We start from the raw sequence: 20,047 nt of genomic DNA on the forward strand, positions 1-20,047 counted from the left end.
CAGAAAGAGGAGCGGCGACAAGCTCTCCTCCTTCATTCATTGCATCATCCTACCCCATGATGGCCCGTCTATCTCATGATAGTTTGGCGAAGGAAGCTGTAACCCATCGCCGCGCGGGCGGCGCGCTCTTGCGAATCGCCGTCGCCGCCATGCCCGCCCAGGCCGAATTCATGGAAGAGCGGCCTATGTCCTGCCTCCTCCAGCCGCGCGGCAAAACGGCGTGCATGCGAGGGATGCACACGGTCGTCATTGGTGGAGCTTTCGATATAGATCGGAGGATAGGCGATCTCGCTCGCCGGCCTGACATTGTGAAGCGGGGAATAACCGAGCATGAAGTCCCGATCCACCGAGACCTCCGGATCGCCATATTCGTCCATCCAGGCTTGCCCGGCGCTGAACAGATGGAAACGTGTCATATCGAGCACCGGCACCTGGCACCAGATCGCGCCGAAATCATGCGGATAGCGCGTCACCATCACGCCGGTCAGCAAGCCGCCATTGCTGCCGCCCTGGCAGGCGATCCGCGACGGCACGGTGTAGCCGCGGGCGACGAGATCGCGGGCGATGGCGACGAAATCGGCAAAGGCCCGGTCTCGCCCCTGCCGTTTGGCGCTGCGATACCAGTCGGGCCCGAATTCGCCACCGCCGCGGATATAGGCCTGTACATAGGCCCCGCCTTCTTCCAGCCAGCGACCGGTCACGCCGGAATAATTCGGCGACAGCGAAACATCGAAGCCGCCATAGCCGTAGATCAGCACCGGCAGCGCGCCCCTGGTCCACTGTCTCGGCAGGACCAGCCGATAGGCAACCCTCGTTCCGTCTTCAGAAACCGCCTCCAGTAGCTCGGATGACATGCCGGTGGCATCGAAATAGCTCGGCGCCACGGCGGTGAAGGCCGGCTCTGGCTGTTTGCTGCGATCGGAGAGTTCGAGGCGGTAGCAGGTGGGCGGCTGCAGGAAACCCTGACCGACAATGTAGAGCGTGTCGTCACCAAGATGCAGATCCGCATAGAGCGGCCTGAAATGCGCCGTCTGCATATCCGCCGGCAGCGCGATCTCGCGCTGTCGGGCATCGGGCCTCGTCAGGTCGAGCACCATGAGACGCGGACGCAGCCGATCGGAGATGATGAACACGCACCATTCACGCATCAGCATCATCTGCGAGACGGACTGGCCCTCGCCAGGCTGAAACAGGATCCGCTCCGGCCCGAGCGGACCTGTCGCCGAGCCGGGATCGAAGCGCTGCAGCACCAGGCTGCCGGTGGGAACGCGCTCATCGGTCTTTGCCCGCCAGAGGCAATGATCGTGATTGAACTGGAAGTCCGCTTCCTTGGGCAGATCGATGCGCCGCTGCGTGCCGTCGTCGGCAGTCAGGAAGGCGCTGGCGACGCCGATCTCATGGGCAGCGACGAAGATGTCGATCAATCCGGCATCCGCCGAGGTGCCCGACAGGGCAGGGTCGATAACGAGATTGAAGCCATAGACGTCCTCGTCGGCGGCTTCGAACATGACGGCGGCATCTTCCGGCCGCTGCCCGCGCTTCAGTCGCCGCCCGACGCGCGGCCATCCGGAGCGGGTTGCCGAAAATCGGTCGATCGAACCGAAATAGCAGATCTCGTCGCGGCTTAGCCAGTTGGCATGCGATCGTGCCGCCGGCGTGTCGAAGCCGCCCTCGACGATCTCTTTGCTCTCTGCGTTGAATTCGAGCAGGCGGAGAAGATCGGAGCCGCCGTCCGAAAGTGTGAGCAGCACGCGCGTCGGCTCCCACGGGCAGGTGACGACGCCGCGCCAGGTCCAGCGCTTGCCTTCACTGAGGCAGAAGGCGTCGAGGTCGAAGACCACCTCCCAATCGGCCTCCGGCAGCGGCTGCTGATCGGCCGGCAGACGCAGCCAGACGCCGAGCGGATTGTCCTTGCTCTGCCGGAAATCGAACAGCCAGCCTCCGCGGCGCATCGCCACGATCAGCCGGTCCTGCCGCTCGATCAGGGTTTTGATCGCGTCGCGATCCCTGGCGAATTCCGGCGTTCTCAATACCGCGTCGGACAGCGCGTTATGTTCGTCGATGAACTGGCGGGTGCGCGGATCCTCGTCCGCTTCGAGATGAAGGTTCATGTCCCTACCGGCTTCAGTTGACGTCGATCAGATCTAGGCAGCCGGTCTCGAGTTGACAACCCGCGTTCGCGGGTCATCACGAAATCGGCCGAAGCGACGAGGTTGTTGGGGGGGCGCGTCTTCTTGAACTTCAGCGTCACGACCTTGTAGCCTTCGGCTTCGAGTTTCGAAAGCAGGGTCGGCAACATCTTCGCCGTGCGCTTGTGGATGTCATGCATGAGAATGATGCCGTGGCCGCGCTTGTGCAACTGGTCCATCGTCCGCTGCGTTACGGAGGCCGGCGTCGTGGTGAAATAGTCCTTGCTGTCGATGTCGAGATCCATGACCACCATGTCGCGCATGGCGAGGGTGGCGCGACTGTGGCTATCCCGCCATCGCTTCTTCGTATTCCGACGACAGCATCAGCCATTCTTCCTCGGCAGCAGCGAGTTTTGCCGCGGCCTCGCCGCGCTGCTTTGCCTTTTCGGCGGCCTTGGCGGGCGTTTTCTCGTAGAGGGCGGGATTTGCAAGTTCCGCGTCAAGCGCCTGAATCTGTTTCTCCAGCTTGGCCGTCAAGGATTCGATTTCGTTGATCTTTTTCTTCAGCGGCGTCAGCGAAGCGCGCCGCTCCGCATTGAGCTTGCGTTGATCGGCCTTGGAGGTCGCATCGTCAGCCGGCTGCAGCTTTTCTTCTTTTTTTTTGCCCGAGGCGACGATCAGGTCGCGATATTCGTCCATATCGCCTTCGAAGGCGGTGACGGTGCCGCCGTTGACCAGCCAGAGCCGGTCGACCGTCGCCTCGATCAGGTGACGGTCGTGCGAGATCAGGATGACGGCGCCTTCGTAATCGTTCAGCGCCTCGATCAGTGCGCGCCGGCTGTCGATGTCGAGATGGTTGGTCGGCTCGTCGAGGATGAGCAGGTTCGGCGCATGGAAGGCGGCAAGCCCCATCAGCAGGCGGGCTTTTTCGCCGCCGGAAAGATCCTTGGCGGCGGTAGCCATCTTCTCGGTCGCCAGTCCCATCTGGGCGACACGGGCGCGCACTTTGGCCTCCGGGTCGCCAGGCATCAGCCGCCGCACATGCTCCACCGCCGACTGCTCGGGGATAAGGTCGTCGAGCTGGTGCTGCGCGAAAAAGCCGATCTTCAGGGAGGGTGCGAGCTTCACTTCGCCACTCTCCGGGGCAAGCCTGCCGGAGATGAATTTCGCGAAGGTTGATTTGCCGTTTCCGTTCGAACCGAGAAGGGCGATGCGATCGTCATTGTCGATGCGCAGATTGAGGTTCTTCAGGATCGGTTTGCCTGGCTGGTAGCCGACGGCGCCGCCCTGGACCGCGACGATCGGCGATGCCGGCTGCTTTTCGGGCTCGGGAAAGGTGATCGGCTGTACGTGGTCCTCGATGACGGCCGCAACCGTGCCCATGCGCTCGAGCGCCTTGACGCGCGACTGCGCCTGCCGGGCCTTGGAGGCCTTGGCCTTGAAGCGATCGATGAAGCTCTGCAGATGTTTGCGCGCCGCCTCGTTCTTGGCCTTGGCCTTCGTCTGGAGTTCGTCGGCTTCCGCCTTCTGCCGCTCGAACTGATCGTAATTGCCGCGGTAGAAGGTGAGCTTTTTCTGGTCGAGATGGACGATGGAATTGACCGCATTGTTCAAGAGGTCGCGATCGTGGCTGATGATGATCACAGTGTGCGGATAGCGGCGGATGTAATCCTCCAGCCACATCGTGCCTTCGAGGTCGAGATAGTTGGTCGGCTCGTCGAGCAGAAGCAGGTCCGGCTCGGCAAACAGCACGGCGGCGAGCGCCACGCGCATGCGCCAGCCGCCCGAGAAGGAGGAAGCGGGACGGGCTTGCGCGTCCCTGTCGAAGCCGAGGCCGGCAAGAATGCTCGCGGCGCGCGCCTCGGCCGAATGCGCGTCGATATCGACGAGGCGCATCTGGATTTCGGCGATGCGGTGCGGATCGCTTGCCGTTTCCGCTTCGGCAAGCAGGGCCGCGCGCTCCTTGTCGGCGGCAAGCACGATCTCGATCAGGGGCTGCTCGGTCCCCGGCGCTTCCTGGGCCACCTGGCCGATGCGTGCCGCCTTCGGGATCGACACCGATCCGGTCTCCGAGCCGAGATCGCCGGTAATGACGCGAAACAGCGTGGACTTGCCGGCGCCGTTACGGCCGACGAGGCCGGCCTTGGTGCCCGAAGGCAGCGACAGGCTGGCATTGTCGAGAAGCAGGCGCCCGGCTATGCGGGCGGAAATTTCGGTGAGCGTGATCATGGCCGGCGTTTTGGCCGAAAGCGCCGGCCAAGGCAAGAGCGCTTGGCGCCGGTCAGCTTGCTTGCCGGCCCGGCAAGGCTCTTATCCGCCGCAAGAGATCGAAACCGCCTCAGCGGCCGAAGGCCTGCACCGGCTGGCGCGGGTTCGATTGAGCGGCGAGAAGGGCGACGCGGGCATTGGCCTGCAATTGCCCCGGTGTTGCCGCGTCCGTGCTGAGCGCCACGCCGACCGAGATGGTCAGCCTGCCGCTATCGCCCTTGTCTGAGGTCGCGAAGACCAGATTGTCTTCGACGGAGGCGCGCAGGCGCTCGGCAATCGCCATCGCATCCTGCATGCCGACATTGGAAAACAGCAGGGCGAATTCGTCCGCCTCGGTGCGGGCGACGAAGTCGTTCTTCTTGACCGATTTTTGGAAGAGGCCGGCGAGCTTCTTCAGGATCTTGTTGCCGGCCGGCGTGCCATATCTCTCATTGAGATCGGTGAAATTGTCGACATCGACCATGACAAGCGCACTGCCGGCGGCACCCTCTTCGCGCTCGTAGAGGTCGGCGATCACGCGGTTGAGCGCGATGCGATTGGGAAGTCCGGTGATCCTGTCGGCGACGGCGGCCGCCTGCATCGCCGAAATGCCGCGCTCGAGCGTTTCCAGCCTCTTGATATCATCCGCCAGCCTGGCGCCGATTTGCATTTCCGCCGACGATACGCTCGTCAGCGAGGCCGAGAGATAGTCGAGCTCGCCGATGAAGGCGGCAAGGCTCTGGTCCTCATGGCTGGAGACGGATTTCAGGATCGTGTCGCAGGCGCGCGCAAAGGCATCCCGGTACCGCATCCCTTCGGCAAGCCTCTCCGCTACCTCACGCAGCAAACGGCTCGCCTCGTTGCGCGACGTCTCGCCTGCCAGCCCGCAATGGCCGACGAGGCGGTATTTCAGCCCGAGCTCGTCAAGCATCGCTTGGTGCGGGTGAGGCCCGAGCGCAGCGATATCCTGGGCGAGACCTGCGTTGAGCCCGACGATTGCCTCATGGAAGAGTTCATAGTTGCGCGGCAGCCCGGCGACGTTGAGACGCGCCATGTGCTGGGCGATCTTCTGGATGTCCGCGATGGGACCAGGGCGTGTCTCGCGCGGCACCAATGCGTTTGCGCTTGCATTCTGCATGACGATCCCTCGCGGCCCCGGCCTTTTCCGTCATTCCGCTATGCCCGCAAGCTTTTAAGAGAGGCTGAATCTGAGGGTGGGAAGCGCTGGATTCCAGGCGCAACCGGTAAAGGCGGTTAATGCCCTGTTGATACGGAGACGCTCACATCCACTCGCGGCCCTCGCTGCGCAGGAAATAGATCAGGTCGAGCCCAAGGCTCGGCTTGCCGAGCGCCGTCAGCGTCATGTGGCACTGGCCGCGATGGTGGGTCTGGTGGTTGAAGAGATGGGAGAGCGCGGTCCACAGCGGCTGTGTAATCGCGATCGGTTGGCTCACCGGCGAGTAGGTGAAGTTGGCAGCAAGGCTTGTCTCGTCCAGCGTGCCCGTCCAGCCAATGATCCGCTCGTCCTCTGCCTTGCGTGCAACGGCAAGCGCATCGAACTCCTCGAAAAGCACGGCATCGAGGCTCATCGGCGCCTCGCCGGTGCCGGTGAAGCGCTTCATCCATATTCGGTCGGCAACGAGCAGATGGTTGAGGGTTCGATGCAGCGAGCCGAAGAAGGCGCCGCGGTCGCTGCGGAATTCCGCATCGCTGAGTTCGGCCGCCGCCGCATAGACCTGGGCATTGGCCCAGCGATTATAGGCGGCGAACATCCTGTAGTGCCTGAGCATGTGCTCCTCCTGTCCTGGGAAGGGCAATCAAGAGCCTTTCCTGGTTAGATTGAATCATTCTGTTGGCTCAAACGGAGTCGGATGGTCGACCGGCCGGCGCGCGTCGTAGCCCAGCTCTACGGCCAAGCCGGCCGGTCGATCAGCCGGCCCGTTTCAGCCAACCCTCCCGCAGATTTGCCTGGCAAATCTGCAAGACTCAAAAGCGCCGGACGCACTTATCGCTTCGCCATAGCGAAGCGGTGCGGCCGGTGGGCCGGGCATCTTTCCGCCAGGATCAGAGGCGATCGGCTCGGACATACCTGGGGGTATGCCCATCGCCAATCGCCTCTGCCCTGACGAAAACCTGCTCCGGCAGAATGCTTCAATCTAACCAGGAAAGGCTCTAGCTTGCTTCCGCAGAAATCGCAGTGATGACGCCATGAAATTTCCTGATTTGATCGCGGGCGCGTTCTGTCGTCGAATGCAGGGAGTTGCGATCACGAAAGGACTGTCATGACCAGAGCTCTCTATTCCCTCTGCGGCGCCGATGAGCGGCGCTTCTTTTCGCCCCATTGCTGGAAGGCGGTGATGGCGCTGGCGCATAAGGGACTCGATTTCGAAGAGATTCCGACGACCTACGCCCGCATCCGCGAAATCGGCGGCGGTGTCTCGCCGACTCTGCCCGTCCTCGACGACAATGGCAGGCTGATCCCCGACAGTTTCGCCATCGCTCTCTATCTGGAGGAGGCCTATCCGACGCGGCCGTCGCTCTTCAACGGCGAGGGCGGCAAGGCGCTGTCACGCATGGTGGAAGGCTATTCGCAGATGATCATCCATCCGGCGATCATGCGGATCGGGCTTCTCGACATCCATGCGATCCTCGACGAGGGAGACAAGGCCTATTTCCGTGAAAGCCGCGAGGCTCGTCTTGGCAAATCGTTTGACGTCATTGCCGCCGATAGCGAGGCGGAGAAAGCCGCCTTCGGCGCCAAGCTGGAGCCGCTGCGGCATATGCTGAAGTTCCAGCCCTTCATCGGCGGGCAGACGCCGCTCTTTGCCGACTATATCGTCTTCGGCGCGCTGCAATGGCTGCGTGTCTGCACCGGCCTTGCAATGCTCGCGGCCGACGATCCGGTCCTGGGCTGGTTCGAACGCTGCCTCGATCTTCATGAAAGCCGCGGCCGGACTGTGACAGCGGCGTGAAATTGCCGCCTACCTCTTGTTTTCGGGCGTTGGGGCGGGTAAAGACCGCCCACTTTTCCCGAGAAAACAGAGGATTTGACTATGGCGATTGAACGCACCTTCTCGATGATCAAGCCGGACGCAACCAAGCGCAACCTGACGGGTGCCATCACCAAGATGCTCGAAGATGCCGGCCTGCGCGTCGTCGCCTCGAAGCGCGTCTGGATGAGCCGCCGCGAAGCCGAAGGCTTCTACGCCGTTCACAAGGATCGTCCCTTCTTCGGCGAACTGGTCGAAGGCATGACCTCCGGCCCGACCGTCGTCCAGGTTCTGGAAGGCGAAGGTGCCATCCTGAAGAACCGCGAGATCATGGGCGCGACCAACCCGGCAAACGCTGATGAAGGCACGATCCGCAAGGTTCATGCGCTGTCGATCGGCGAAAACTCGGTTCACGGCTCGGACGCTCCGGAAACCGCTGCCCAGGAAATCAAGTACTGGTTCTCCGACACCGAAATCGTCGGCTGAGGCCATAGGTCGGCATTCGCTTCCAATGCCTTGAATTGACTCTCGAAAGCCGGGGCTTCGCTCCGGCTTTTTTATGCCGGGCATTTGTCGGTGTTCGAGAAATCGACGCTGCCGTCCGGCTTGAAGACCTCCGGGTTCTTGTCATAAAACGCACCCAGGACGAGCGGCTTGCTCGGCAGCACGGTCTGGTCGAGGTCGGAGCGGAACTGCGTCTTCAATTCCTGCAGCACCTTGCCGTCCTTGTCGACCAGCCGGATGCTGACGGAATAGGGGCGGTCCTTGCGCACGCAATGCAGGTTTTGGCTCTGCAGCGCGATCTTGTCGTCGATCGGGTAGACTTTCTGGTTCAGCACCAGCGGCGCGCCGCCCTGAGGATTTTCGAATTCGGCGATGATGACCGAGCCGTCAGGGATGGGACCGGTCTTCTTCAGCGTCAGCAGATAGGTGGCGCTCGCTACCCGATAGTTGAAGACGAACAGATGGCCAGTGACCTCGACCAGATTCTCGGCCTCGCGCCGGCAGGCGGACAGCACGAGGCCGATTGCTGTCGCCGTGACGATCAGATGTTTCCGCATGGGATTTCCTCCTTCTTGCGGCGATAATGCCGGTTCGCCTTGGCGCGGTTGCCGCAGACCGCCATGTCGCACCAGGCCCGGCTCCTGTTCTTGCTGCGGTCGATAAACAGCCAGCCGCAATTGCCGCAGATCTTCATGCGTTCCGAATCGGGCATGGCGATCAGTCGCAGCACCGAATGGGCGGTCGCCGCCGCCACGCTGCCGGGGTTTGCTTCGCGCAGCACCTTCGCTACCGCCTCCAGCAGTGCCGCCAGCGATTGGTCGTCGCCGCCCGTCAGTATACGCTCGCGGAAATAGAGGTCGATCGCTTCCCGCAGCGCGATGAAATCCGCCTCGTTTTCCTTAGCCACCGGGGCGATATTGCCGAAGAGGGCGCGTTCGGCGCAGAATTCGGCGGCAGCGTGCGGAAAGTCGCGCATCTGATTGCTGACAGCGAAGCGGTCGATCCGCCGTGCTGCATCGTGGCGCAGAACGACGCTGTTGGCGACATCGAGCGCCAATGCGCCGCCGGCAAAACGGTGAGGGGTCCAGGAAAAGCTCATCATAAAATTATAACTGGTGAAATGAGTTTTACCAGTTATAATTTTGGTGACGCGGAGTGTCCGGAATGGCCTATCTTCTGCAGCAGCTGGCGAATGCGGTTCCGCTTGCCGCCCTCTATGCCGCGCTCGCCTTCGGTTATGCCGTCGCCTTCGGCGTCACCAAGCGAGCCGATATCACCTATGGGGCGATCTTCGCCTTCTCCGGCCAGATCCTGCTGCTTTTCACCGAGCTCGCCTTCAACCGCTTCTGGCTGGTGCTGCCGGCCGCCCTTGCCGTCGGCGCCTGTGCCGCGATCGCCTATTCGCTGGCGGCGGGCATCTGGATCGGCCGCTCGATCATGCTGCCGCTGGTCAGCAAGTCGCCGAACACAGTCATCGTCGCTGCCCTCGGCATCATGATCGTGCTGATGGAAACCGCCCGGCTCGCCGCCGATACTAGGGCGATCTGGCTGCCGCCGTTTCTGAACGACACGGTCGTCTTCTGGAGCGATGGGCCGTTCGAGGTGACGCTCACCCATATCCAGCTGATCGATACCGCACTGATGGCGGCCATCGTCGCAGTGGGTACGCTGATCCTCCGGCGCACCGCCTGGGGCCGCCTCTGGCGCGCGGTCACCGACGATCCACTGGCCGCCGAGCTCTGCGGCACCAGCGCCAGCCGCGTCTTCCTCGTCGCCTATGTGGCCGCCGCCCTCGTTGCCACGATCTGCGGCATCCTCGCCACTTTCTATTACGGTTCGATGGATTTCGGCGCCGGCCTGATGTTCGGGCTGAAGGTGCTGCTGATCGCCGCTGTCGGCGGCTATTCCGATCCGCTGCGCTCGGCCGGCGGCGCCGCCGGGCTTGCCGTCGTCGAAACCCTATGGGGCGCCTACGGCCCCTTCGTCTGGCGCGATCTCGTCATCTTCTCGCTGCTCGTCCTATTGCTGGTCATGAGCCGCAGGGAGCGCGTGGTGCTCTGAGCAATTCCAGCAAAAGTGCGCAGCGGTTTTGCGTCCGGAATTGCGTAAAACAAGAAGAGCAGCGCATTTCCGTTGCTCGGATAATCAGGAAATGCGCTGATTTATTTCCACTTGTCGCGCGCCGCGTCGTCGGCGTCTTTCGCCGCGACCCAGTCGCCGGCAGCGCCGTCCTTGCCGTGTTCTTTCTTCCAGAAAGGGGCCGCGGTCTTCAGGAAATCCATGACGAAGTTGGCGCCGTCGAACGCCGCCTGCCGGTGCGGCGCGGCCGCAACGACGAGGACGATATTCTCGCCCACAGCGATCTTGCCGTAGCGGTGGATCGCAGTCAGGCCAAGCAGCCCGAAACGCTCGACGGCAAGTTTGCCGATGCGGGCCATCTCGGCTTCGGCCATGCCGGGATAATGCTCGAGTTCCAGCGCCGCCAGCACACCGCCGTCATCGCGGCAGAGGCCGGAGAAGGTAACGACCGCGCCGATGCCGGGCTTGCCCTTGGAGAGCAGGTCGACTTCGGCCTGCAGGTCGAAGTCGTCGCGCTGGACGCGGATGGTGGGGGTGATGGTCACCACAGGGGCCTCCGCTGCTTTGATGCGCTGCCGTATCCCCAACCTCCCTCATTCCTGTGCTTGTCACAGGAATCCAGCCACCGCGCGTCGGCGCGGTGAATGACTTTTTCCTTTTGGCAAGTGCTTCTCTCGCGCCCAAGGACTTGGGCGCACTGGATTCCTGTGACAAGCACAGGAATGAGGGAGAGAAGGGAAAACGCAGTCGTACCCATTGGCAGCTTTCCAAAGCCCAGGCGGATGAGTCTTATCCCCCCGTCATCGGCGGAAAAATCCCAATCTCGCGGGCGCCCGATATCGGCTCGTCATGCTCGACATGCTCCATATCGAGCGCCACCCTGATCACCTCGGGATATTGAAGTGCGGCCTCATATTCTTCGCCCAGCGTCTTCAAATGATTCAGAAGATCGGCGACGGTGACGACGGAGGAGGGGAGGTCGATCTCCTCCTCACCCTTGCCGATGCGCTCGCGCACCCAGGCGAAATAGACAAGCCGCGTCATTCCTCGTCATCCACGATATGTTTCAACCCGGCGCGGAAATAGTCGTAGCCGGTATAGATGGTCAGCAATGCTGCGATCCACAACAGTGCGATACCGGTCTGCGTCGTATAGGGGAAAATCTCGTCGCCGGCAGGACCCGCGAGCAGGAAGGCGATGGCGACGAGCTGCAGCGTCGTCTTCCATTTGGCAATACGTGTCACCGGCACGCTGACCTTCAGCGCCGCCAGATATTCACGCAGGCCGGACACCAGGATCTCGCGGCAGAGAATGGTGATCGCCGCCCAGATCGACCAGCCGGCGATGGTCTGGTCGGCCGCGACCAGCAGCAGGATCGAGGCGACCAGCAGTTTGTCGGCGATCGGATCGAGCATGCGGCCGATATTCGACGTCTGGTTCCAGATGCGGGCGAGATAGCCGTCGAGGAAATCGGTGAGCGAGGCGATGATGAAGATCCACAGCGCCACCCAGCGCGCCGTATTGCTGATCGACAGCCTGCCCTCGATGAAAAAGCAGAGCACGATCACCGGCACGGCAAGGATGCGGCCGTAAGTCAGAAGGTTGGGAAGGCTGTACGCACGCGATGCCATGGATCGTTTCTCTGATTGATGCGCCGCGATAGCGCCGCGCGTCTTGACGAAAATCGATTCCGATTTTCGGGCCGATGCCGTAGATGACGGCTTTGAGCGTAGACCGTCAACATTGTTTCTGTCTTTTCGTCCCCTTTGCGTGGAATTTGCGACGGACGGCGGTTATTTCGCGGCGTCGTCGTGGAAATGGTTGTAGACCTGCTTGGCAACGGCCTCCGAAATGCCTTCTACCGCCATCAGGTCGGACAGAGCGGCGCGCGAAACCGCTTTCGCGGTGCCGAAATGCTGCAGCAGCGCCCGCTTGCGCGACGGGCCGATGCCGCCGATCTCGTCGAGCGGGTTCTTGACCATTTCTTTCTTGCGCCGCGCCCGGTGCGAGCCGATCGCGAAGCGATGCGCCTCGTCGCGCATGCGCTGGATGAAGTAGAGCACCGGATCGCGCGGCGGCAGCGTGAAGCTCTCGCGCCCTGGCGGAAAAAAACGCTCGCGCCCGGCATCGCGGTCGACACCCTTGGCTATGCCGATCGCCATGACGCTGTCAGTGATGCCGAGCTCGGCGAGGATGGCGCGCACCGCCGTCATCTGCCCCTGGCCGCCATCGATCAGGATCACATCGGGCCAGGCTGGGAAGGGCATGTCGGCGGCGTCGGCAGCAGCTGCCTGCGCCGTCCGGTCGGGAATGCCTTCCTCCTTGATCAGCCGCGAGAACCGCCGTGTCATCACCTCTTTCATCATGCCGAAGTCGTCGCCGGGAGTGATGTCGGTCGATTTGATGTTGAACTTGCGGTACTGGTTCTTCACGAAACCTTCCGGCCCCGCCACTACCATGCCGCCGACGGCATTGGTGCCCATGATATGTGAGTTGTCGTAGATTTCGATGCGCTGCGGCGCATAGGCAAGCCCGAAGGTCTCCTTGAAGCCCTCGAGCAGTCGTGACTGCGACGCCGTCTCGGCAAGCTTTCGCCCATGCGCCTCGCGCGCATTGCCGATGACGTGCTCGACGAGATCGCGCTTTTCGCCCCGCTGCGGCACGAGGATGGAAACCTTGTGACCGGCCTTTTCGCTGAGTGCGGCGGCGAGCAGTTCCAGTTCCTCGACCGTCTCCGACAGCATGATCTGCTTCGGCACCGGCTTGTCGTCGTAAAACTGCGCCAGAAAAGCATTCAGCACTTCGGCGCCGGAAAGCTGCGGGTCGGCCTTCGGAAAATAGGCGCGGTTGCCCCAGTTCTGACCGGTGCGGAAGAAGAAGACCTGGATGCAGGAGACGCCGCCTTCGTGATGGATGGCGAAAACGTCCGCTTCCTCAACGCCGGCCGGATTGATGCCCTGGTGGCTCTGCACATGCGAAAGTGCCGCCAGGCGATCGCGATAGATCGCCGCCCGCTCGAAGTCGAGATCCTCGGCGGCCTGGTTCATCGCTTCGGCCATATGCGACTTCACCTTCTGGCTTTTGCCCGAAAGGAAGTCCTTCGCCTCCTGCACCAGTTCGGCGTAACCCTCGTCGCTGACCTCATGGGTGCAGGGCCCGGAGCAGCGCTTGATCTGATAGAGCAGGCAGGGGCGGGTGCGCGTTTCGAAGACGCTGTCGGTGCAGGTGCGGATCAGGAAGGCGCGTTGCAGCGAATTGATCGTCCGCCCGACCGCGCCCGCCGACGCGAAAGGTCCGAAATAGTCGCCCTTTCGCGCCCTGGCGCCGCGATGCTTGAAAATCGCCGGCGCCCGGTGATCGCCGGTGATCAAAATATAGGGAAACGACTTGTCGTCGCGCAGCAGCACGTTAAAGCGCGGCCGCAAGCGCTTGATCAGATTCGCTTCCAAGAGCAGCGCTTCGGTTTCCGTGCGCGTCGTCACGAATTCCATATTCGCCGTCTGGCGCACCATCTGGGCAATGCGGTTGGAATGCACGCGGCCGACCGCGTAATTGCCGACACGCTTCTTCAGGCTGCGCGCCTTGCCGACATAAAGTACGTCACCTTCGGCATTGAACATGCGGTAGACGCCGGGACTGTTCGGCAGGCGTTTGACGAATTCGCCGATCAGTTCGGCGCCGATGAGCCCAGTCTCGTTGAGGCTGCCGGCGTTCCAGTCGACCGCCGCCGCGAGGGGGGCGGCGGAAACCTCGCCTTCCACCTCGATCTCGTCTTCGCTCTCATCCGTTTCGTCGTAGAGAACGCCGCCATCCAGCAGCTTTCGTCCGTTCATTCCGTAATCTCCGCCACATCGGGCGTCTGCCAGGCGAGGTGCTGGCCGCCGTCGAGGGCAATCATCTGGCCGGTGATCGAGGGCGTGTCGAAGAGGAAGCGAATCGTTCGTCCGAACTCGCCGAATCCCGGCCCCGCCTTCATGATAAGCCCGTCGATCTGAGCCTGGAAGTCCTCTTCCGATTGCCGCGCGCTGCGCACCGTCGGGCCGGGGCCGATGGCGTTGACGCGCAGCTTCGGCGCAAAGGTCTGCGCCATCGTCTGCGTCGCCGTCCAGAGTGCCGCCTTGGAGAGCGTATAGGAATAGAAGCCCGGATTGAGCGCCCAGACGCGCTGGTCGATGATGTTGACGATCAGTCCGGTCGCATCATCAGGCAGCTGTTCGGCAAAGGCTGCGGCAAGAATCGAGGGCGCGCGCACATGGATATCGAAATGCTGCGCCCATGCTTCCGCATCGAAACTGCGGGCCGAATCCTGACGGAAGATCGAGGCGTTGTTGACGAGCAGATCGATCGGACCGAGCGCCTCCGCCGCTCTTTTTATGAGGGCGCCGGTTTCGCCGCTATCGGTAAGGTCGGCTTTGAGCGCGAGCGCCCGATATCCCTTCCGCCGCAATTCCGCCGCCAGTTCTTCGGCTTCGCCGAGGGAGCCGTTCGCGTGAATCGCAACGGAAAAGCCATTTGCAGCAAGGTCTTCGGCAATTGCCCGGCCTATTCTCTTGGCAGCCCCCGTTATCAGGGCCGCGCGAAGTCTTTCGTCGTTCAAAATCTAGCCTTCTGATCCCGCGAGTCTGTTTGTCGACTATATAGGGGCGGGCGGAGATTATATAAATAGGCTGCTGCGGTTGCCATCGTTGCCCTGATATTCTATGTATTATTTAAGAATGCGATTTCCTAAAATAAGTATTTTTAGTTTAACCCTTCAGTAGGGTTAATGAAGTGTATGTTGCGCTCAAGCAACATCGAATTTCAGCCATGTGGCCGCCACAATGATATCACAATTTGGCTCTTTCAAATCCGCATTTCAGTTTCAATTTCAGTCCCGATCCGGAAGGGACATCTGGCAATTTCCCCGCCAATGCTTCGCTGATAGACAGATGAAAAGCGGCGCGGGACTGAAAGGAGAAAAGTATGCGTGTACTCATTGCTGGCCTCATGGCCTCTGCTTTTGCAATCGCGGGCGTCTCGGCAGCTCAGGCGGCCGATGCCGTCGATCAGGTTCCGGAAGCACCGGTCGCCCAGGACGCCCCGGTCAAGCCGGCCGGCAACTGGGAGGGCTTCTACCTCGGCGGCGCCGGCACCTACAACATGGGTGACTTCGGTTCCGACCGTCACACCTATGGTTTCGGCGGCCAGGTCTTCACCGGCTATAACTGGCAGGCCGGCCAGATCGTCTACGGCGTTGAATCTGACCTCGGCTACAGCGGCGACGACGTTTCCTCGGGCGGCGTCGAGAACAAGTATGGCTGGAACGGCTCCGTCCGTGGCCGCGTCGGCTACGACATGAACCCCTTCCTGCTCTACGGTACCGCCGGTCTTGCCCTCGGCAACATCAAGGTTTCCGATGACACCTCGGACGAAAGCAAGACGGCTTACGGCTATACGGTCGGCGCCGGCGTCGAAGCCTTCGTGACTAACAACATCACGACGCGCCTGGAATATCGCTACACCGACTACCAGAGCAAGGATTACGACCTCGACTCCGGCAGCTTCTCGCGCGGTTACGACGAGAACAGCGTCAAGCTCGGTATCGGCGTCAAGTTCTAAGCCGACTGGACAGAAATACGAGGAAGCCGGGCACGTCGCCCGGCTTTTTTGTTGGCTCGATCCTCGTAAATCGGCTGCCGGATCAGGCGCTGGCCTTGAGCTCGCTATGAGCGGGGAATTTCTTTTCGAATTGCTCCAGCCAGTCGATCAACGGTCCATGATCGGCTTCCCACTGGTCTTTGAAGCGCAGGTCGAGATAGTCGAGCATGGCGGCGAGTGCAAAATGCCCGCCATTGAGCTTCTTTCCGAGTTTCGGCGGCTTGGCGCTGAGATGGGCAAGCCCGGCCGTCACCTTCTTCCATTGCCGGTCGATCCAGGGCTGATGGACCTTTTCCTCGTCGCGGAAGCGCCGCTCGTAGACGATCGTGAGCAGGCAGTCGCAAATGCCGTCGCACAGTGCTTCGAGCACTTCTGCATCCGTGCGTTTGCCATTTTTGGAAGGATAGAGCCCGCCCTTCGTCAGCCGGTCGAAATAATGCATGATTGCCACGCTGTCGAAGATCGACGCCCCGTCATCCGTCAGAAGCGTCGGAATTTTCCCGAGTGGATTGTTGTCCACCAGGATCGCAGGCCCGGTATTGGTGTCGACTCGGACGGCGTTCAGCTCGATACCGAGGAAATGCGCGGCCATCCGCACCTTGCTGGAATAGGGCGATGCGGGCGAACAGAGGAGCTTCATGGGACACCTGACGAGATTGTGAATGGCGCGGACTATCCCCGAAGCCGATGGTAGGGTCAATCGCCCTTGGCCGTCTTGTTCTCGCCGCGCAGCCAGAAGGCGCGTTGCGAGGCGAAGCGGTCCTGCGCCAGGTGGTCCTTCAGCGCGGGAAGCATCTGGTGCAACTCGTCCTTCAGGGTGAAGGGCGGATTGACGATGACGAGGCCTGAGCCGGTCAGTCCTGTCGTGCCGCGATCGCTGCGCACGGTCAGTTCGGCGCAGAGCATTTTCGGAATGTCGAGCGCCTGCAGCGTCTCGTGGAATTCCTTGATCGGCGCGCCCTTCTTCAGCGGATACCACAGGCAATAGGTGCCGCCGGGAAAGCGCCGATAGGCCCTCTCCAGCCCCTTGGCCAGGCGCTGATATTCGTCCTCTTCCTCGAAGGGCGGATCGACGAGCACGATTCCGCGCTTTTCCTTCGGCGGCAGATGCGCGCCGAGCGCCAGCCAGCCGTCGAGTTCGGTGATGCGCGCATGGTGATCGCCTTCGAACAGCCGGTGCAGACGCGCATAGTCCTCGGGATGCAGCTCCATCGCCGACAGCCTGTCCTGCGGCCGGAACAGCATGCGCGCCAGTTTCGGCGATCCGGGATAAAAGCGGATGCCGCCCTCCGGATTGAGTTCGCGAATTGCCGAGAGGTAGGGTTCCAGCAGCTCGGAAACCTGCGGTCCGAGGTCGGCCTCCATCAGCTTGCCGATGCCCTCAAGCCATTCGCCGGTTTTCTGCGCCTCCTCGGAGGAAAGGTCGTAGAGGCCGATGCCGGCATGCGTGTCGAGCACGCGGAAGCCGCCATCCTTCTTCTGCATGTAGCGGATCAGCCGCGCCAGCACGGCATGTTTCAGCACATCGGCAAAATTGCCCGCATGGTAGATGTGGCGGTAGTTCATTTTCGCTGATGTCCGTATGAATTCGCGTCATGGGGAGTTTTTCTGGCTTTTGGCCATTCAAGCCTTGGAATATACAAATGCCATGAACATTGCGACCCCCATCGACGCCAAATCCCCGAAGCCGGACACCAGGCTGGGCCACACGGCCTGCCCGCACGACTGTCCCTCCACCTGCGCGCTGGAGGTCGAACTATTTGAGGATGGCCGCATCGGCCGCGTGCGCGGCGCCAATGATCATTCCTACACCGCGGGCGTCATCTGCGCCAAGGTCGCCCGTTATGCCGAGCGGCTCTATCATCCCGACCGGCTGATGTATCCCTTGCGCCGCAGCGGTGCCAAGGGGGCAGGGCAATGGCAGCAGATTTCCTGGGACGATGCGCTGGACGAGATCGCCGAAGCCTTCGTGAAGGCCGAGGCTAAAGACGGCAGCGAGGCCATCTGGCCCTATTTCTACGCCGGCACCATGGGCTGGGTACAGCGCGATTCGATCGACCGCCTGCGCCACGCCAAGCGCTATTCCGGCTTCTTCTCCTCGATCTGCACCAATCCGGCCTGGACCGGCTTCACCATGGCGACCGGCACGCTGCGCGGCCCCGATCCGCGCGAGATGGGCCGAACCGATTGCGTCGTCATCTGGGGCACCAATGCGGTCTCGACACAGGTCAACGTCATGACCCACGCCATCAAGGCGCGCAAGGAGCGCGGCGCCAAGATCGTCGTCATCGACATTTACGACAACCCGACGATGAAGCAGGCCGACATGGCCTTGATCGTCGGGCCCGGCACCGATGCGGCACTTGCCTGCGCCGTCATGCACGTCGCCTTCCGCGACGGCTATGCCGACCGGAATTACATGGCGCGCTATGCCGACGATCCCGCCGGCCTCGAAGCGCATCTGAAAACCAGGACGCCGCAATGGGCGGCCGAGATCACCGGCCTTTCGGTCGAAGAGATCGAAGCCTTCGCCCGCCTTGTCGGCACGACGAAGAAGACCTTTTTCCGCCTGGGCTACGGCTTCACCCGCCAGCGCAACGGCGCGGTCGCGATGCATGCGGCCGCCTCGGTCGCCACCGTCCTCGGCTCCTGGCAATATGAGGGCGGCGGCGCCTTCCATTCCAACAGCGATATCTTCCGCATGAACAATGCGGAACTGACCGGCCGGTCGATGAAGGATGCCGATATCCGCATGCTCGATCAGTCGCAGATCGGCCGCGTTCTCACCGGCGACCCCGTGGCGCTGCGCCATCGAGGCCCGGTGACGGCGATGCTGATCCAGAACACCAATCCGGCAAACATCGCCCCCGAGCAGCGCCTGGTCAGGCGCGGCTTTGCCCGCGACGACCTGTTCGTCGCCGTGCACGAGCAGTTCATGACCGAGACGGCCGAGATTGCCGACATCGTCATCCCGGCAACGATGTTCGTCGAGCATGACGACATCTACCGGGCCGGCGGCCAGAATCATATCCTGCTCGGGCCGAAGCTGGTCGAGCCGCCGCCGAGCGTGCGCACCAATCTCTTCGTCATCGAGGAACTGGCAAAACGCCTCGAGGTCGCCGATCGCCCGGGCTTCGGTTTTTCCGCCCGCGAGATGGTCGACCGCATCCTGAAATCGAGCGATCTGCCGGATTACGATCACTTCCTCGAGCATAAATGGTTCGACCGTCAGCCGGCCTTCGAAGAGGCGCATTTCCTGAACGGGTTTGCCCATCCGGACGGCAAATTCCATTTCCGTCCGGACTGGATAAACCAGCCGGCGCCGAACAAGCCCCCGGCGGCGATCGGCGCGCTCGGGCCGCATGCGGAGCTTCCCGTTTTTCCGGATCAGGTCGATGTCATCGAGGTCGCCGATCCCGAGCATCCCTTCCGTCTCGCCACATCGCCCGCCCGCAACTTCTTGAATTCGAGTTTCTCCGAAACCAAGACCTCCCGCCAGAAAGAGGGCCGCCCCGAAGTGATGATCAATCCCGCCGACGCCGAAGCCAGCGGCATTTCCCATGGCGATCTCGTCCGCATCGGCAATAGCCGCGGCGATCTGCGGATCCACGCCCGCATCACGACTGAGGTGAAGTCGGGCGTGCTGATCGCGGAGGGCCTCTGGCCGAACAAGGCGCATGTCGACGGCGAGGGCATCAACGTGCTGACCGGCGCCGACCCCGTGGCGCCCTATGGAGGGGCGGCCGTACACGACAACAAAGTCTGGCTTCGCAGGGACACAGCATGACGCAGCCGAAATCACGCATGAAGATCGTCAGCGAGCAAACGCTGTCGAATGGCTGGACACGATTGAGTAGCTACCTGCTCGATTACATCGATCGCAAGGGCGCGACCCAGCAGCTGAAGCGGGAGGTCTATCACCGCACGCCCGCCGCCTGCATCCTGCTCTATGATCCCAAACGCGACGTCGTCGTTCTCGTCCGCCAGTTCCGGCTTGCCGTGCATCTGAACGGCGATCCCGCCTGGATGATCGAGGTGCCGGCCGGCTTGCTCGATGACGATCATCCCGAACAGGCGATCCGCCGCGAGGCGATGGAAGAAACCGGTTACCACCTGCGCGACGCGAGTTTCCTCTTCAAATGCTACCCGTCGCCCGGCGCCATCACCGAAGTCGTCCACTTCTTCGTCTCGCTGATCGACATAACCGACCGCGTGGCGGAAGGCGGTGGCCTGGACGAGGAGCACGAGGATATCGAGGTTCTCGAAATCCCGCTCGATGAGGCCGCCCAGATGATCGAAAACGGCGAGATCTTCGACGCCAAGACGATCATGCTGCTGCAATGGGCTCTGTTGAACAGGAATAAACTTCGATAGCGGATGAGCGGTCTCGAGCAACCCGCCGGGTTGGACTCAGGACGGTTTCGCTATCGCGGTTATGGCGTTCGAAAGTTCATACGTTTG

General features: G+C 62.0%; 20 protein-coding genes and 1 pseudogene. 7 read left to right on the plus strand and 14 right to left on the minus strand.

Going from position 1 to position 20,047, the window contains the following annotated elements; all coding sequences use genetic code 11:
- Nucleotides 1-68: 68 nt before the first annotated feature.
- The 5 genes and pseudogenes from EFR00_RS11510 to EFR00_RS11530 all read right to left on the minus strand — a co-directional run bounded on the left by EFR00_RS11510 (nt 69) and on the right by EFR00_RS11530 (nt 6,166).
- A complete protein-coding gene (locus EFR00_RS11510; RefSeq protein ID WP_077993209.1) occupies nt 69-2,111 on the minus strand; it encodes a prolyl oligopeptidase family serine peptidase in 2,043 nt (680 codons plus the stop codon).
- Between the two features lie 68 nt (nt 2,112-2,179).
- Nucleotides 2,180-2,479: pseudogene (locus EFR00_RS11515) on the minus strand (polysaccharide deacetylase family protein); the annotation flags it as partial.
- A complete protein-coding gene (locus EFR00_RS11520; RefSeq protein ID WP_009996009.1) occupies nt 2,475-4,358 on the minus strand; it encodes an ABC-F family ATP-binding cassette domain-containing protein in 1,884 nt (627 codons plus the stop codon). The gene EFR00_RS11520 and the pseudogene EFR00_RS11515, both read right to left, overlap by 5 nt.
- A gap of 109 nt (nt 4,359-4,467) precedes the next feature.
- Nucleotides 4,468-5,514 (minus strand): GGDEF domain-containing protein, encoded by a 1,047-nt coding sequence (locus tag EFR00_RS11525; RefSeq protein WP_077993211.1) that lies wholly within the window; start codon nt 5,512-5,514, stop codon nt 4,468-4,470.
- A gap of 142 nt (nt 5,515-5,656) precedes the next feature.
- A complete protein-coding gene (locus EFR00_RS11530; RefSeq protein WP_077993212.1) occupies nt 5,657-6,166 on the minus strand; it encodes a DinB family protein in 510 nt (169 codons plus the stop codon).
- 81 nt (nt 6,167-6,247) lie between these two features.
- Here EFR00_RS11530 and EFR00_RS34195 point away from each other — a divergent pair, with 81 nt between their 5' ends.
- The 3 genes from EFR00_RS34195 (at nt 6,248) to ndk (ending at nt 7,852) form a co-directional block, all read left to right on the plus strand.
- Nucleotides 6,248-6,502, plus strand: coding sequence for a hypothetical protein (locus EFR00_RS34195; protein ID WP_406549821.1), 255 nt, complete (start codon nt 6,248-6,250; stop codon nt 6,500-6,502).
- A gap of 156 nt (nt 6,503-6,658) precedes the next feature.
- Complete coding sequence (locus EFR00_RS11545; RefSeq protein WP_009996178.1) at nt 6,659-7,348, plus strand: glutathione S-transferase family protein; 690 nt, start codon at nt 6,659-6,661, stop codon at nt 7,346-7,348.
- An 81-nt stretch (nt 7,349-7,429) separates the two neighbouring features.
- A complete protein-coding gene (ndk, locus tag EFR00_RS11550) occupies nt 7,430-7,852 on the plus strand; it encodes a nucleoside-diphosphate kinase (RefSeq protein ID WP_004680549.1) in 423 nt (140 codons plus the stop codon).
- Nucleotides 7,853-7,923: 71 nt separating this feature from the next.
- Here the strand turns inward: ndk and EFR00_RS11555 are convergent, their stop codons facing one another.
- A complete protein-coding gene (locus tag EFR00_RS11555) occupies nt 7,924-8,427 on the minus strand; it encodes a hypothetical protein (protein ID WP_009996181.1) in 504 nt (167 codons plus the stop codon).
- Nucleotides 8,412-8,969 (minus strand): CGNR zinc finger domain-containing protein, encoded by a 558-nt coding sequence (locus tag EFR00_RS11560; protein WP_077993426.1) that lies wholly within the window; start codon nt 8,967-8,969, stop codon nt 8,412-8,414. Before EFR00_RS11560 ends, EFR00_RS11555 begins: the two co-directional genes overlap by 16 nt.
- Before the next feature lie 65 nt (nt 8,970-9,034).
- Here EFR00_RS11560 and EFR00_RS11565 point away from each other — a divergent pair, with 65 nt between their 5' ends.
- Nucleotides 9,035-9,931 carry a branched-chain amino acid ABC transporter permease gene (locus EFR00_RS11565; RefSeq protein ID WP_039618938.1) on the plus strand — a complete coding sequence of 299 codons (897 nt, stop codon included), beginning with the start codon at nt 9,035-9,037 and terminating at the stop codon, nt 9,929-9,931.
- Between the two features lie 101 nt (nt 9,932-10,032).
- Here the strand turns inward: EFR00_RS11565 and EFR00_RS11570 are convergent, their stop codons facing one another.
- From EFR00_RS11570 to EFR00_RS11590, 5 genes are all read right to left on the minus strand, one after another.
- On the minus strand, nt 10,033-10,494 hold the full coding sequence (locus EFR00_RS11570; RefSeq protein WP_038692423.1) for a molybdenum cofactor biosynthesis protein MoaE: 462 nt from the start codon (nt 10,492-10,494) through the stop codon (nt 10,033-10,035).
- Between the two features lie 244 nt (nt 10,495-10,738).
- A complete protein-coding gene (moaD, locus tag EFR00_RS11575) occupies nt 10,739-10,993 on the minus strand; it encodes a molybdopterin converting factor subunit 1 (RefSeq protein WP_009992132.1) in 255 nt (84 codons plus the stop codon).
- Entirely contained in the window at nt 10,990-11,580 is a 591-nt protein-coding gene (gene pgsA / locus EFR00_RS11580; protein WP_064682126.1) for a CDP-diacylglycerol--glycerol-3-phosphate 3-phosphatidyltransferase, read from the minus strand. Before pgsA ends, moaD begins: the two co-directional genes overlap by 4 nt.
- Nucleotides 11,581-11,742: 162 nt before the next feature.
- Nucleotides 11,743-13,782: an excinuclease ABC subunit UvrC gene (uvrC, locus tag EFR00_RS11585; RefSeq protein WP_077993214.1), complete on the minus strand. Its 2,040-nt coding sequence runs from the start codon at nt 13,780-13,782 to the stop codon at nt 11,743-11,745.
- A complete protein-coding gene (locus tag EFR00_RS11590; protein WP_009992149.1) occupies nt 13,779-14,546 on the minus strand; it encodes an SDR family oxidoreductase in 768 nt (255 codons plus the stop codon). The genes uvrC and EFR00_RS11590 overlap by 4 nt, the downstream gene beginning before the upstream one ends.
- 365 nt (nt 14,547-14,911) lie before the next feature.
- On the opposite strand from EFR00_RS11590, the gene EFR00_RS11595 reads away from it, so the two are divergent.
- Complete coding sequence (locus EFR00_RS11595) at nt 14,912-15,547, plus strand: outer membrane protein (protein WP_038688042.1); 636 nt, start codon at nt 14,912-14,914, stop codon at nt 15,545-15,547.
- Between the two features lie 82 nt (nt 15,548-15,629).
- Here EFR00_RS11595 and EFR00_RS11600 read toward each other — a convergent pair whose 3' ends face one another.
- Together EFR00_RS11600 and EFR00_RS11605 are read right to left on the minus strand one after the other, a co-directional pair.
- Entirely contained in the window at nt 15,630-16,226 is a 597-nt protein-coding gene (locus EFR00_RS11600) for a glutathione S-transferase (protein ID WP_077993215.1), read from the minus strand.
- A gap of 56 nt (nt 16,227-16,282) precedes the next feature.
- Nucleotides 16,283-17,152, minus strand: a complete 870-nt coding sequence (locus tag EFR00_RS11605; RefSeq protein WP_009990753.1) for a 23S rRNA (adenine(2030)-N(6))-methyltransferase RlmJ — start codon at nt 17,150-17,152, stop codon at nt 16,283-16,285.
- Nucleotides 17,153-17,168: 16 nt separating this feature from the next.
- Here EFR00_RS11605 and EFR00_RS11610 point away from each other — a divergent pair, with 16 nt between their 5' ends.
- Both EFR00_RS11610 and EFR00_RS11615 read left to right on the plus strand, forming a co-directional pair.
- Nucleotides 17,169-19,373: a molybdopterin oxidoreductase family protein gene (locus EFR00_RS11610; protein WP_077993217.1), complete on the plus strand. Its 2,205-nt coding sequence runs from the start codon at nt 17,169-17,171 to the stop codon at nt 19,371-19,373.
- Nucleotides 19,370-19,960: an NUDIX domain-containing protein gene (locus tag EFR00_RS11615; RefSeq protein ID WP_077993219.1), complete on the plus strand. Its 591-nt coding sequence runs from the start codon at nt 19,370-19,372 to the stop codon at nt 19,958-19,960. The genes EFR00_RS11610 and EFR00_RS11615 overlap by 4 nt, the downstream gene beginning before the upstream one ends.
- Nucleotides 19,961-20,047 lie beyond the last annotated feature (87 nt).

It is taken from the genome of Rhizobium sophoriradicis (assembly GCF_003939025.1).
GTDB classification, from domain to species: domain Bacteria; phylum Pseudomonadota; class Alphaproteobacteria; order Rhizobiales; family Rhizobiaceae; genus Rhizobium; species Rhizobium sophoriradicis.

Coding starts and splice junctions, on each gene's coding strand:
- EFR00_RS11560 (WP_077993426.1), bottom strand. CDS start 8,969: ATGAGCTTTTCCTGGACCCCTCACCGTTTTGCCGGCGGCGCATTGGCG.
- EFR00_RS11605 (WP_009990753.1), bottom strand. CDS start 17,152: ATGAACTACCGCCACATCTACCATGCGGGCAATTTTGCCGATGTGCTG.
- uvrC (WP_077993214.1), bottom strand. CDS start 13,782: ATGAACGGACGAAAGCTGCTGGATGGCGGCGTTCTCTACGACGAAACG.
- EFR00_RS11525 (WP_077993211.1), bottom strand. CDS start 5,514: ATGCAGAATGCAAGCGCAAACGCATTGGTGCCGCGCGAGACACGCCCT.
- EFR00_RS11555 (WP_009996181.1), bottom strand. CDS start 8,427: ATGCGGAAACATCTGATCGTCACGGCGACAGCAATCGGCCTCGTGCTG.
- EFR00_RS11545 (WP_009996178.1), top strand. CDS start 6,659: ATGACCAGAGCTCTCTATTCCCTCTGCGGCGCCGATGAGCGGCGCTTC.
- EFR00_RS34195 (WP_406549821.1), top strand. CDS start 6,248: ATGGTCGACCGGCCGGCGCGCGTCGTAGCCCAGCTCTACGGCCAAGCC.
- EFR00_RS11520 (WP_009996009.1), bottom strand. CDS start 4,358: ATGATCACGCTCACCGAAATTTCCGCCCGCATAGCCGGGCGCCTGCTT.
- ndk (WP_004680549.1), top strand. CDS start 7,430: ATGGCGATTGAACGCACCTTCTCGATGATCAAGCCGGACGCAACCAAG.
- moaD (WP_009992132.1), bottom strand. CDS start 10,993: ATGACGCGGCTTGTCTATTTCGCCTGGGTGCGCGAGCGCATCGGCAAG.
- EFR00_RS11510 (WP_077993209.1), bottom strand. CDS start 2,111: ATGAACCTTCATCTCGAAGCGGACGAGGATCCGCGCACCCGCCAGTTC.
- EFR00_RS11595 (WP_038688042.1), top strand. CDS start 14,912: ATGCGTGTACTCATTGCTGGCCTCATGGCCTCTGCTTTTGCAATCGCG.
- EFR00_RS11530 (WP_077993212.1), bottom strand. CDS start 6,166: ATGCTCAGGCACTACAGGATGTTCGCCGCCTATAATCGCTGGGCCAAT.
- EFR00_RS11600 (WP_077993215.1), bottom strand. CDS start 16,226: ATGAAGCTCCTCTGTTCGCCCGCATCGCCCTATTCCAGCAAGGTGCGG.
- pgsA (WP_064682126.1), bottom strand. CDS start 11,580: ATGGCATCGCGTGCGTACAGCCTTCCCAACCTTCTGACTTACGGCCGC.
- EFR00_RS11565 (WP_039618938.1), top strand. CDS start 9,035: ATGGCCTATCTTCTGCAGCAGCTGGCGAATGCGGTTCCGCTTGCCGCC.
- EFR00_RS11610 (WP_077993217.1), top strand. CDS start 17,169: ATGAATTCGCGTCATGGGGAGTTTTTCTGGCTTTTGGCCATTCAAGCC.
- EFR00_RS11615 (WP_077993219.1), top strand. CDS start 19,370: ATGACGCAGCCGAAATCACGCATGAAGATCGTCAGCGAGCAAACGCTG.